The sequence below is a fragment of the Desulfomonile tiedjei DSM 6799 genome (genome assembly GCF_000266945.1).
Lineage (GTDB): Bacteria > Desulfobacterota > Desulfomonilia > Desulfomonilales > Desulfomonilaceae > Desulfomonile > Desulfomonile tiedjei.
In genome coordinates this window covers 609,105-621,990 of record NC_018025.1, presented here as the reverse complement: position 1 = coordinate 621,990, position 12,886 = coordinate 609,105, and the positions used below count along the sequence as shown (strand labels likewise).

The window sequence follows — 12,886 nt, the reverse complement described above, 5'->3', positions numbered from 1 at the left end:
AGTTCACTGCAAAAATTTATGGCAATTGGACAAAATTAGTGTGCGATTAAAAAATAGATGTTGGTGGGTGCCGTGCCTCCGTGCCGGCACATATTCAATATAATCAATCATATCAATCAAATGGACCGGCTGGGACGCCGGTCCCCATTACTATGTGTATTCGAGCACGGGATAAACATCAGAGTTTTTGGCAATCCCAGAAGAATCCGAGGCAAAATTCGGTCGCAATGCGACCGTCCGAACGCACGACAAATTCGGTCAATAGCGATTGTTCTACGAGCAATAGTGCAGTGCCGTTATTTTATTTTTGACCAGAGTTGATCTTTGCCTTGTTTGATCGGACTACGAGTGACCATGAAATCAGCTTTCACACCGTACACGTAGAATTCGATTCCCGGTGCACTCTTGAAGGTAATAAACATTGCGTGATCTTCGAGAGTCCACAAACCGTCCGAACCTTCCGGGTGCGCTTTATCGAATATTCTGCAGGTTCCGTCTACCCTGAGAGTCATAAGTGTGCGCTGAGAAGCCTGGGGATTAGTCTTCGTTGCTTCTGCCAGGGGGTTATTCTCAGGCAAAATTTCCCATGTCCCAATGAGATGGTTCAATTTTATCTCGGGCTGATAAATCTGCTCCGGAGTGATTCCATTCCCCATGGAGCTGCCGGGGACTGCCCACAACAGCATCGCCACGATCATAATTCGTGCAAAAGGCACAATCCATGACCTGCCGGATCGCATGCCGGAAGCCGGAACAGGGGATCCGATGACTACAGAAGGAGATCGGTCAAGCTCGTATATCGGCATTAAGCGATTTTCCAGCTTAAAAAAAAGATCTTTGAAATACCTCTTCATAAATCCTCCACCAAATTCCTGAGCTGATAAGTCTAGCATAAAAATCCTGAAAAGCGATTTTCCAACTATAGCGCGCGGGTTCCGGCACGGAGGACAAGCGCTTCTTTATGATTCCTGCTTAACCCTTTTGAGTCAAGACAAAACCGTGCCACTCTCAAATTTGGTTGTAGTTTTATTCTGTGCTATCAGTATGTTGTTGTTTTTAATTGATTGTCGTTATGGCAACTATTCTCTAACATACCAACATTTGAATATTTTGCTTGACACACTTCAAGGGGCATGATACCTCGGGGCCCCAGAACCGAATAGGAATTGCCCCGATGGTGCTTCCCTACGGCAGACCGCTACTGTTTACAGAGCTGACTCAATAAAAGGAGGGTATAATGGTAAAAAGAGTTGTGAGTGTGTTTCTTTGTGTTCTGATGCTGACATCCGCATCCCTGAGTTTGGCCGGAGGACCTCCGGCCCCCATGGCACCGCCTGCCTGCTATCCTGCCCAACCGTGCGGACCGGCGGCCGGCCCGTCTTCAGCGTACTGGGGCGATGCGCCGATTCCTGGCATATGTGGCGGGATTATCGCTCTTCCGTTTCTCGTTTGCGGCAGTCTTCTCGGCGGGAATTCCGCGGTGCCGTATGCTCCGACGTATGGCCCCAGATATGCTCCGGCTGCGTACCCTCCGAAGTATGCTGCTCCTGCCCCTGTCCCTTGCCCCCCGGCCTATCCTAAGCCTTATCCACCGGCTTATCCCCCTGCATGCGGCCCTGGCTATGGCGCAGCGGCCGGTAGTGGTGGAATTCTGGGCGGGCTCCCCTGTTTCGAGCTGTGCGCGAGCCTTTTGGGTTTTGGCTCGGGAACCGGAATTTTTTACTAATGCTACCCTAACCCCAATCCTTGCAGTTCGGGGACTTCGGTCCCCGTTTTTTTTGTACTTATTGGGCCTGAAGCTCCGTTCTTTCCCTGGATTCATGCCAACACGCTTTTATCAACCACGATTCTGAAGAATGCCTTAAAGATGGTATAGTTGACGTGTTCGGTGAAAACTCGGTGTTCCGGAAATCAAAGCAGCTTATCCGACCACGCCAAAGCACGGCAAACTGCCCATCATGGAAATTGCAGGATGAGAATTTTTCCAGCAAGTAATCGGATATACGGCTAAAAAGACCTCCGCTTGATTTCGCAGGTTCTGAGTCCATGACGATCGACTGGTATATGCATGGCCGGCAATGAGAAAAAACATGCGGAACGTGCGATTGCTCTTGAAGGGGTGCTGGACAGGCTCGTCTTTGCTTCTGACTCCAGTGAGTTCATTGTAGGACGATTAACTGTACGCGGTCGGAGAGATCCGGTCACTATTGTCGGATTGCTCCCGAAACCTCGGCCCGGTGAGACTCTCCTGCTTCAGGGACAATGGGAGTTCGACAAGAAATTCGGCGAACAGTTCAGATTCGAAACTGCAGAAGCCCGGGTGCCTTCCACGATTCAAGGCATAGAAAAATATCTCTCATCAGATCTCATCAAGGGAATCGGCCCTGAGATGGCGAAACGCATAACCGCCGTATTTGGGGAAAAGACGCTCGACATTATCGAAAAAAAACCGGAAAAGCTCAGAAATGTTCCCGGAATCGGTCCCGTACGCGCGGAGAAGATTTCGGAAGCTTTTGTCGAGCAGAAAAGCATCAGGGACGTGATGCTCTTTCTCCAGACCCATGGTGTTTCCACCACGTACGCGTACAAGATTTTCAAGCGATACGGGAACAAGTCTGCTCGGGTAGTGAGTGAAAATCCGTACGTGCTCGCAACTGATATACGCGGCATCGGATTCAGATCTGCGGACAAGATTGCGGGCAGCATCGGAATAGACATGCGTTCCCCTCTAAGGGCGAATGCCGGAATTCTGCACGTGTTGGATACCGCTCAAGCCGAGGGTCACGTCTATTATCCGCTGCCCACGCTTCTGCAAAAATCCCGGGAGCTTCTGGGAATCGATAATCATACTCTCGAAAAATGCGTAGAGAATCTCGCGGTTTCAGGGACCGTTGTTATCGAAGGCGATGATCGAGTGTATCTGGCCGCAATGGCTGCACGAGAAAATGCGGTAGCCAGGAATATGCGCGAACTCATGATTGCAGCCCGGTTTCTGCCGGGAATCAAAATCGACGCTGCAATTCAATGGGTTCAGCAGCAGCAGGGGTTAACGCTTTCGGAAGCCCAGTGCGAAGCATTGCATGCGGTGGTCGAATACAAGGTGTTGATCGTTACAGGGGGTCCTGGAACAGGAAAGACAACACTGCTCAAATCGCTCATTGAAATTTTGGAGCGCAAGAAGTTGCGAGTGCTCCTCTGCGCTCCCACCGGGAGGGCTGCAAAGAGGCTCGCGGAAGCTACAGGTCGGGAAGCGCGTACAGTTCATCGTCTTCTGGAATATTCGCCTTCTGAGGGTGGATTTCAGCGAGGACCGTCACGGCCTCTTGAAGCAGAGGCAGTCGTTGTGGACGAGACGTCCATGGTAGACATTTCCCTCATGTACTATCTTCTGGGAGCCATACATCCGCAGACAACGCTGATCCTGGTGGGCGACGCAGATCAACTACCCTCGGTAGGACCGGGAAACGTACTTGGCGATCTCATCGAATCCGGGAAGATTCACGTCGTAAGACTGCAAACGGTGTTCAGACAAGCCAGCGAAAGCATGATCGTCATGAATGCGCATCGTATCAATCAGGGATTGCTTCCAGCTCCTACAGGAGACGCCAATGCGCTTTCGGATTTCTATTTCATCGAGAAAGACGATCCGGACGAATGTGTCCGATTAATAAAAGAAATGGTGAGCAACCGAATCCCCGGACGTTTCGGGTTCGATCCGGTGAACGATCTGCAGATTCTCAGCCCGATGCACAAAGGAAGCTTGGGAACGGAAAACCTTAATCGTGAATTACGCGAAGTTCTCAACCCGTACGGGACCAAAATACGTGGAGATCGGTTTCGTGTCGGCGACCGGGTGATGCAGACTCGGAATAATTACGATAAAGAAGTCTTCAACGGAGATATAGGCCGAATCGAAAACTACAATACGGAAGAGGAAGAAGCTCTCATCGAATTCGACGGCCGATCCGTGATCTATCACATTTCTGAATTGGATGAGATAGCGCTGGCTTATGCAGTTACGATCCACAAAGCCCAGGGCAGCGAATATCCGTGTGTAATAATTCCTATGACCACTCAACACTATGTGCTTTTGCGTAGAAACTTGTTGTACACCGCTCTTACGAGAGGAAAATCGCTTGTGGTGGTGATAGGGAGCCTTAAGGCGCTTCAAATGGCTGTAGAGAACCGTATCGTCGAACCGCGGTTCACGCATCTTGCGGCGAAGATCTAGGGGTAATGCCAGAATTAGAGCAAGTGTATGAAACAGTGTCCAATTGCGAAAAGCACTTCTCAGCAATTGGTAGGTGCCGTGCCTCCGTACCGGCACATTTTTCAAGTACAAATCAACCAGTTCGGGCCGGCAGGGACGCCGGCCCCTACCATTCATTTAAGGCACAATGTGTTCAAAAGGTCAGGAATTTTGTCATCTGCTATAATGTACGAGTTCAGGATAGGACTGTCGGTGTTGACGGCCTCCGCACCGACATTCTATCGTTCTCGGCTGCTCACCTTCGAGCCTACTTCCATGGTCGTATCGGGACGGGCCACGATAACATCTTTCTCCGTGAGACCGCTGACGATCTCCAGCTCCAGGTCATTGCGCAGCCCGAGCTGGACTTTCTGCTTTTGCAGCCGGCCGTCCTCAACCTTAAGGACATAGTATGAGCCATCCGGCTCCTGCATTACACTGAATCGAGAAACGATCAGCGCGTCAGGTTTGGAGCCCGTTATGAATCGTGCCTGCACCCGGTATCCCACGCCGAGGTCCTGATGATCGCCGGCAAATGAGACTATGACATTGACACGCTGCTGCTCCACTCCCAGGGAAGACAGTTTGGTGAATCCGGAAGGGTCTATACGCTTTACCTTGCCGGGGATCGAAGCAGCGGCTATGGCGGGCTGGAGCTGAACCTGAGTGCCTGCAGAAAGCCTGAGAGCATCTTGAGTGAGCACATCCGCCACGACTTCCAGGTCCTTGAGATCACCCAGCAGGAGCAACTGCTTCCCTGCCTGCAGAGTGCTGTCCCCCTCTTCGTGCTTCTCCAACACAAGCCCAGTGACCGGTGAGCGCACGTTCGTCAGCTTGAAATTATGCTCTGCCAGGGCAAGGCGTGCCGCTGCCTGAGCCAATTGATGCTCGATTGCCGATCGCTCGAGCTCCTTTCTCTCAAGGTATCGGGTCACGTACAAAGGCCCTAGGTGGACAGCGAAAACAATGGCTTTCATGGCAGCGAGATAGAATTCTTGCTGCTTGAGCTCGATCAGCGCTGTTTCGGCCGCAAGGCTCACGTCGTCCATTTTTGTCTGCGGGATAGCCTGTTGAGCTAGCAGTTGGGTCATGCGCTTGAGCTCCTTGTCCGCTCGCTCCCAGCGTGCTTTCTCCGCAGCCACCTGAGCCTGAGACGCTTTGAGTGCTTCTTCCGCCGCTTGAATAGCAGATTTGGCTTCCACCAGTGCAGTATTCTCTAATCTGTTGTCGTCATGCACCACAAGATTCGCCTTGAGCTCCAAAACCCTCGCTCGAGCCTCTTTTACCGCTTCCTCGAAAGGTACCAGGTCGTACTGCACCAGCAATTGTCCTCGTTCAACCTTGTCCTTAGGCTCCAGAGCGATTCTCATGACGCGGCCTTCCACAGGGGTGCTGATGGGATACGTTCTTGACAACCTGGTGCGAGCCGGCTCGGTGAACGTTTCCTGAATCTTGCCGCGATGAGCCGAGACAGTAACAACAGGTTGTGAGGCGCAGCCCGTAATCAGAAATGCCAACAACAACGGAATGCACATGAGTCGCGTGCGATACGACTTGAACGATAATGTGAGCCAAAACGACATGCCTCACTCCTTCACTTTGAGCACATCCAGCCAGGGGAGGCTTCGGATCATTCGGTACACGATGAGTTGGCCCACTGCGACGAACAGGGCCATGGCCGCAACTGAGATCAACACCTTGGACGGAAGGATGACAGCGGGAAAACGATAAAGCTCGGTGTCAAACGCCAGCGAGATCAGATGAGCCAGTCCCACTCCAAGGCCCAGCCCCAAGATCGTTCCCACCGCATTGAGAAGGATGCTTTCCCAAGCGAAGATTTTCGCGACCTGCGCAGACGTGTAGCCGAGCACCCGGAGCGTGCCTACCTCGCGCTCACGTTCGCTCAGCGAAACCAGAGCAGTGTTTAGCAGGCTTCCGAACGCTATGACACCCGCGAATAGGACCGTGATGCCGAACATGGCGCCAATGAACTGGGCCATGGTCGCCTCCATCTGGTGGAGCGCCCTAAGCCGCTCGGTCACGCTCGTGACTGCTGGTCGGATCCCGATCTGCTTCATCAAAGGCCTCTCCGGCGCTCCGGGGTACTCTTTGACGAGGAACGAGCCGGTCACCTGGTACTCGCCGAGAAGCCCGCTCAGATAATGGAGATTGCAGTAAGCCGAGAGTCCGAGAAACGTATGTACGACGCCCATCACAGGAGCCTCAACCTCGGTCCGCCGTGCAATGAGCGGTCGCAGCCGAATCTTGTCCCCAACGTGGACATGGAGAATCTCGGCCAATTTTTCTGTAAGGATTATCCCTTCATCCGGAACGACCAGATCCCTGCCCGACCGATCCAGCGGCGTGAAAAGCATATGCTTCGGCGGCAATCCCGTCACGGCAGTACGCTTCTCGTACGGACCGTTCTTCAGATCGCATAAGACATCCAGTTGCGGCTCGGCAAAGGAGACTCCAGGTAAATTCTGAGCCTCGGATCGCGCTGACATCCCCTTCGGATCGCGTAGCGATATGATGAGATCGTAGTGAGAAAGCTTCTTGAAATGGTAGTTCATCAAGAAGTACGTGGAATCGTACGTGCTGAAGGAGGTTAGCATGATCGCGGTTGCGACTGCGGCAGCGAGAATAGATACCGAGCTGCGAAACGGGTTCCGAAACACAGCTCTCAAGATCATCTTCCAGTGGAATGAAAGAGGGCCCCAGAGAACCGATATCCTTTCGAGCAGAATCCGGCCTCCCTTTTCAGGGGGCGGAGGACGCATGGCTTCAGCGGGCTCAAGTCCGGCTGCCCTGCGACTTCCTCTCCAAGCTCCCAACAAGGCAAAGACAACGGCTATGGCCAATCCCTGCAAATGGATGTGCCAATGGAAACGACCGACGATCCCGGGCATGGCAAAGAACTGCCGATACATCCCGAGCATAGCGTTCTGGAGCCACCAGCCAAACACCAATCCACCGATCCCGCCCAGTATCCCGATTATCAGACCGTAGCCCAGGAAATGTCTGGTGACAGCTCCGGCGGAAAACCCCAGAGCTCTCAGAGTGCCTACCACAACCCTTTGTTGAATCACCATCCGGGAGACTAAAATGTTCAGTATTAATGCTGCAAATCCGAGAAATATGGTGGGATATATGGCAGCGGTGGTTTTAAGGTTTTGCAGCTCATCCCTGATAATGCTTGCCGAGGGCTGATCCTGGATTGGAGTTGTGTTGGTGACTCCGTATTCATCGAGCTCACTCTTGATAACTTTTAGTGTATCTTCCAGAGCGTTACGGGAATTATCTGCCGCCAGTCCCACCACCTGATTGTACGCGCCGCTCAGGTCCGCGGCGTCTTGAAGGAATCTCTGAGGCAGGAACATAACTCCGTAACCCGCAGGGTCGGGTGACAGGCCTCCGCCTGGAGGAATCAAGTAGACAAACTCCGGCGACATAGCAGTGCCCACCACCAGGAGATTGTGCTGTTTATCCAGCAATGTCACCTTTATCCGATCGCCGGGGCCGATGTGGTTTGCTTCGGCAAATTGATGCTCGAGGATGGCCTCTGCCGAATTGTCCGAAGAGAACCACGCTCCGGAGCGCATCATAATTCCGTCAATTACGTCCGCCCTGTGTCCGGGCATCGACAGCGCCACGCCCGGGATCGGCCGCTGTGCAGATTTCAGATCCAGCAGCACCTGCAAGTACACTCTGCCTCGAGCCTCTTTGACGTTGGGCAGTGTACGTACGACTTCTATGGTCCATTCCGGAGCACGCTTGACATCCACCGTGAAATCGGACAAGCGATAGCGGTCGTAATAGCGGATTCTCGCTCCATCAAGATCCAGGTGCACCGACGCCAGGGTTACGTACACGCCCACGCCAACGGTGACAATCGCTATGAGGGCTATCAGGGACCTCCTGCGCTGCCAAAGGTCCCTCAGGAGTTTTCGTGTAAGAACTCGGCTCACCACCGAACCTCTTCAGCCGGAACCGGCCTTTCGTTGACTCGAATGGAATCGATGGTACCATCCCGGATGATCGCTACTCTTTGGCCTATACCCGCTACGGCACCGTTATGGGTTATCAGAATGACGGTCTTTTTAAAATCCCGCCTGAGACCGGCGAGTAAACCGAGCACCTGTCTGCTCGTTTCCAGGTCAAGCGCCCCCGTGGGTTCGTCGCACAGGAGCAATCGAGGGTTGCCTGCCAAAGCTCTCGCGATGGCAACACGCTGCTGCTCGCCACCACTCAGTTGGGACGGAAAATTGTCCGCCTTATCTGCGAGATTCACCATACGCAGCGCTTCGGCCGCGTCCATTGGATCCGCTGACAGTTCCACGGAAACCTGGACATTCTCCAGGGCGGTCAATGTCGGCACCAGATTGTAGAACTGAAACACGAACCCCACCTCATCTCTCCGAAACTCGGTCAGCTCGGCATCAGTCGCCTGTGACAGATCTCGTCCCAGGTACAGGAGCCTTCCGGACGTCGGGCGATCCATACCACCAATGAGGTTCAGCAACGTACTCTTGCCCGATCCGCTGGGACCCACAATGATCAGAAATTCACTATCCAGCACCTCCAAGGACGCCTCCCGGAGAGCCCATACATCCACTTCCCCCATTTTGTAAACTTTACTCACGGATTGCACGGAATACAGCACTGTGGTATCGGGCTCTGTCACAATTTTCTCCATCCCTGCGCAGTCGGATCCAAGCGATATAGCTCCACAGGCTTTTCCGTCCGCTAAGCTCCTTCGCGGCAGTCAGAGTCAAAGCACAATATTGTCGTCAGTGCCACACATATTGGCTCATACCATTTTGCATTCAAGATGCGAACTACACTGACCTGTGCTCGTCAGTGGCACCCCCGTACCGATACCGACAGCGGTTTTGGGTGCCACGGACCTGCCCTGCAGGTCCGTGCTTCCCTCAGCAAGAACTATCTTGATTGCAAGTCCGTATCACGCATGTAGGATGCTTTGAATGTAGGAAAAAGCATCCTCGAAGCTCGATTGTTTCAACTTACTTCTTTGGTATGGGTCCTGATGTTATCGCTCAGATTGCTAAGCAAATTGGTTGAGATAGTCCATTCTCGCGGTCCTGGCACGTTCATACAATTTGAGATACTCATGCGCGGAGCGTTTCCAGGAAAAATCGCGGGCCATGCCGCGGCGCATGAGCTTTGTCCATGCGTCCGGCATATCCGTGTACACGTTGACAGCTTTGGAAATGGCGTCGATGAGAGCATCCGAGTCAGGGGGAACAAACCTGAACCCCGTACCTGTGTCCATTTCCGGATTGAACTGTTCCACCGTATCAGTGAGCCCTCCTGTGACTCTAACTATAGGCACGGTGCCATATTTTAAGCCGTACAGTTGGTTGAGACCGCAGGGCTCATAGCGAGATGGCACAAGGAGGATGTCCGATCCTGCAAAAATCTTGTGAGACAACCTGTAATCATACGCGAGAAAAGCGGCGATCTTGTCGGGGTAATCTCGTGCAAACTCTTGAAACGATTGCTGATAGCGTGCATCTCCCGAGCCGAGGAGCACGAATTGCAGATCTCTCTCAATCAGGGTCGGTAATGCTGCGGCAAGAATGTCCACTCCCTTTTGGCTCGATAGCCTGGTAACCATGCTGATTACCGGCACATCCGGCAACTCGGGCAATCCTGCAATGTTCTGAAGATCCGCCTTGCAGAGGGCTTTACCGGAGAGGTCGTCAGCCCCGTACCGAGCTGCAATGAACTGGTCCGTTTCCGGATTCCAGATGGAATAATCAACACCATTGAGAATGCCCGAGAGTCGAGCTCCCTTCTCCTGAAGTACGCCTTCCAGGCCGAATCCAAATTCAGGAGTTAGTATTTCGTTGCGATACCCTGGTGAGACGGTGTTCACTTCATCAGAAAATACTATACCGCTCTTGAGGAAATTCAGTTTCCCATAAAATTCCATGTGCTTGGGAGTGAAGAATTCCCAGCCTACACCAACCAGAGGCATATCCAGATGCCAGAAGATCCCCTGGTACCCCAGATTGTGTATGGTCATGATTGCTGCGCTGTCTTCGAAAAGCTTTTCTCCTGCGTACAGAGTCCGAAGATAAACAGGCGTCAAAGCAGCTTGCCAATCGTGCACATGGTAAATGTCGAAATGCTTGCGTCTCAGCAGTGCCATCTCCAATGCCGCTCGGGTAAGAAATACAAAGCGCTCTGCATTATCTTCGTAATCGCCATCCGGAGTCCCGTATAGATAATCTCTATCGAAGAACTCGTCACATTCGAGAAACAAATACCGCGTCTTGCGTTCGTCGATGAGTTCCCAAATGCGTCCCTTTACTGGTTTTGCATTCAGGGAGATTTCCACCGTGAAATCGGTTTTCTTGAGGTTGGGGAACTTTTCAGGAGTGATATTGCGGTATTTGGGCATGAAAACTTCTACATCCGCCCCCAGACTGATCAGTTCAGCCGGCAGAGCGGACATGACTTCGCCCAACCCCCCGGTCTGGGCAAACGGCGTAGCCTCAGGTGTTACCATTAAGACATGCACTTGTTATATCCTCCGGAATTTACCCGCTTTATACATAGGTACACTGTATCCGATGCATGCTTCAGGTGAAAACCTATGTGTACCTATGCCCTTCAACCAATTCTAACGTGCAGCTTTCTTCGAGCAAAGTTTATTCGGATGCGTTTTCTGTCACATCAGTTCTTTTCTTGATATGAGCAATGAGTCCACCGTCATCGAGGAGCTCTTTCATAAAAGGCGGAATAGCTGCAACCTTGAATACTTCGCCCGTGCTGAGGTTGCGAATTATCCCCTGATCCGGGTCCACTTCAACCTCATGCCCTTCCTGAATGGCGTCCGCAGCTCCAGGAGCCTCAAAGATCAACAATCCGGTGTTGAACGCATTCCGGAAGAAAATCCGCGCAAAACTCTTTGCTATGACACAAGACACCTTTGCTCCCTTTATGGCAACCGGCGCGTGTTCTCTCGATGAACCGCATCCGAAATTCTTCCCCGCTACAATGATATCCCCCGGCTTCACTTTGGAAGGGAATTCCGGGTCAGCATCCTCCATCACGTGTTCGGCCAGTTCTGTCGGATGCGAAAGACTCAAATATCGCGCCGGAATAATCTCATCCGTGTTCACGTCGTCACCAAACTTCCATGTCCGGCCTTTGAAAACCATCATGCCTCCAGGTAATCTGTTTTTCCGGCTCAAGCTGCACATCACACCATTTCGCTAATAAGTTATAATCGGTCCGGAGTCACGGCCGGCCCCTACCAAAAGCTGGTGGCGACCGGCCTCCGTGCGAGCCGAATTAGGCTCATAAAAGCGAATCGGTATCAACATGCGTGCCTGTCTGCCGGCACTTTTCGTTCGATGAAATTTGTGACATTATCCGAAACTTATTGCAAGGTCCTTGGGTTCAAGATGGCTACACGGATTGCCAGCTTTGGTGCCCGTTCCTGCAAGAATGTCCCGGCTGGAAATTTTTTTGCGGTCGGAATTGTGGAGAGCACTAGATGGGTCTGTTGGAGCGCATGAGAAAACGCCCTCAAATTATTCCGGGCATGACGTTGCCAACGTTGTTGCGAGTATTGGCGCGGAACGGATTTCGGGTCGATACGCCCTGTCTCGGAAGGCTCGCACATCTCGCGGTTTTGGGTGTTTTGAACTCCATGTATGCGACGTGCGAAGAATTCTTTAATTCACGAGAAATCGAATCTCTTGAAATTCAGGAGCCTCCTTTATTCGTCATCGGTCACTGGCGAAGCGGTACGACGCATCTGCACAATCTCCTGAGCCTTGATGAGAATCTCACCTGTCCTACTGCGTATCAGGCGTCTTTTCCCGGTCACTTCATTTTCTCACAGGCAGGCAGTCCCATCTTCGACCTCATTGCTCCGAAGAAACGCCCCATGGATAACATGGCTTTCTCTTCGAGTACGCCTCATGAAGATGAATTCGCTCTTGCAGCGGATTCAACCGTATCCCCGTACATGAGAATTCTCTTTCCCGTAACAGGAGACAGAGGATTCACGGAATTGGACTGCAGACGGCTAACCTCCAGGAATCTTGAACGATGGAAGGCGTCGCTGATCCTGTTTATCAAAAAATTGACTCTCTCGGAGGGAGGGAGAATCACCCTGAAATCTCCTCCGCATCTCGGACGAGTGGCGACACTTCTGGAGCTTTTTCCCAAGGCACAGTTCGTCCACATTATGAGAGATCCCTGCATGGTGTACCTGTCAACCCACAAGTTGTGGAGGGATTCTCTCGCCCATGCCCATCTTCAGGTGCCTTCGCCCGAACTCGTGGACGATTTGATCCTGTCTTGGTACAAGGAGCTGTTTGCTCTCTATTTCAGGGACCGCGACAAAATTCCTGCGGGGCAACTCCATGAGCTGACCTACGAGGATCTCGAGGCTGCTCCGTTGGAAACCCTTGGAACCATGTACGACAAATTGCAGCTTCCCGATTTTGAAAAATTGACACCGAGGATTACGGCCTATCTTGAATCAATACGAGACTATCGGAAGAACAAATTTCAGATAAGTGACGCAGTGCGAGACAAGGTTCGAGCCAATTGGTCAGAAATTTACGAACAGTACGGCTACCGCGTATGAAGAAT

The 12,886-nt window shown here is 52.2% G+C and carries 9 protein-coding genes; 3 read left to right on the top strand and 6 right to left on the bottom strand.

Annotation, left to right across the window (positions count from 1 at the left end; translation table 11 throughout):
• Window positions 1-296 precede the first annotated feature (296 nt).
• Window positions 297-854, bottom strand: coding sequence for a hypothetical protein (locus DESTI_RS02640; protein WP_014808422.1), 558 nt, complete (start codon window positions 852-854; stop codon window positions 297-299).
• Between the two features lie 383 nt (window positions 855-1,237).
• Here DESTI_RS02640 and DESTI_RS02635 point away from each other — a divergent pair, with 383 nt between their 5' ends.
• Both DESTI_RS02635 and recD2 read left to right on the top strand, forming a co-directional pair.
• Window positions 1,238-1,726, top strand: coding sequence for a hypothetical protein (locus DESTI_RS02635; protein WP_014808421.1), 489 nt, complete (start codon window positions 1,238-1,240; stop codon window positions 1,724-1,726).
• Between the two features lie 342 nt (window positions 1,727-2,068).
• Entirely contained in the window at window positions 2,069-4,231 is a 2,163-nt protein-coding gene (recD2, locus tag DESTI_RS02630) for an SF1B family DNA helicase RecD2 (RefSeq protein WP_014808420.1), read from the top strand.
• Window positions 4,232-4,488: 257 nt separating this feature from the next.
• Here the strand turns inward: recD2 and DESTI_RS02625 are convergent, their stop codons facing one another.
• From DESTI_RS02625 to DESTI_RS02605, 5 genes are all read right to left on the bottom strand, one after another.
• Complete coding sequence (locus DESTI_RS02625; RefSeq protein WP_014808418.1) at window positions 4,489-5,832, bottom strand: efflux RND transporter periplasmic adaptor subunit; 1,344 nt, start codon at window positions 5,830-5,832, stop codon at window positions 4,489-4,491.
• A 3-nt stretch (window positions 5,833-5,835) separates the two neighbouring features.
• Window positions 5,836-8,217, bottom strand: coding sequence for an ABC transporter permease (locus DESTI_RS02620; protein ID WP_014808417.1), 2,382 nt, complete (start codon window positions 8,215-8,217; stop codon window positions 5,836-5,838).
• Complete coding sequence (locus DESTI_RS02615) at window positions 8,214-8,933, bottom strand: ABC transporter ATP-binding protein (protein ID WP_014808416.1); 720 nt, start codon at window positions 8,931-8,933, stop codon at window positions 8,214-8,216. Before DESTI_RS02615 ends, DESTI_RS02620 begins: the two co-directional genes overlap by 4 nt.
• Before the next feature lie 381 nt (window positions 8,934-9,314).
• The gene (gene glgA / locus DESTI_RS02610) at window positions 9,315-10,796 is read right to left on the bottom strand and encodes a glycogen synthase GlgA (RefSeq protein WP_014808415.1); all 1,482 of its coding nucleotides are present in this window, start codon (window positions 10,794-10,796) and stop codon (window positions 9,315-9,317) included.
• Between the two features lie 130 nt (window positions 10,797-10,926).
• Window positions 10,927-11,439, bottom strand: coding sequence for a 3-isopropylmalate dehydratase small subunit (locus DESTI_RS02605; protein WP_014808414.1), 513 nt, complete (start codon window positions 11,437-11,439; stop codon window positions 10,927-10,929).
• A 338-nt stretch (window positions 11,440-11,777) separates the two neighbouring features.
• Here DESTI_RS02605 and DESTI_RS02600 point away from each other — a divergent pair, with 338 nt between their 5' ends.
• Window positions 11,778-12,881, top strand: coding sequence for a sulfotransferase family protein (locus DESTI_RS02600; RefSeq protein ID WP_014808413.1), 1,104 nt, complete (start codon window positions 11,778-11,780; stop codon window positions 12,879-12,881).
• Window positions 12,882-12,886 lie beyond the last annotated feature (5 nt).

Bases quoted from the DNA above. Each gene is read 5' to 3' on its own strand.
- DESTI_RS02640 (WP_014808422.1), bottom strand. From the start codon at position 854: ATGAAGAGGTATTTCAAAGATCTTTTTTTTAAGCTGGAAAATCGCTTA.
- DESTI_RS02635 (WP_014808421.1), top strand. From the start codon at position 1,238: ATGGTAAAAAGAGTTGTGAGTGTGTTTCTTTGTGTTCTGATGCTGACA.
- recD2 (WP_014808420.1), top strand. From the start codon at position 2,069: ATGGCCGGCAATGAGAAAAAACATGCGGAACGTGCGATTGCTCTTGAA.
- DESTI_RS02625 (WP_014808418.1), bottom strand. From the start codon at position 5,832: ATGTCGTTTTGGCTCACATTATCGTTCAAGTCGTATCGCACGCGACTC.
- DESTI_RS02605 (WP_014808414.1), bottom strand. From the start codon at position 11,439: ATGGTTTTCAAAGGCCGGACATGGAAGTTTGGTGACGACGTGAACACG.
- DESTI_RS02600 (WP_014808413.1), top strand. From the start codon at position 11,778: ATGGGTCTGTTGGAGCGCATGAGAAAACGCCCTCAAATTATTCCGGGC.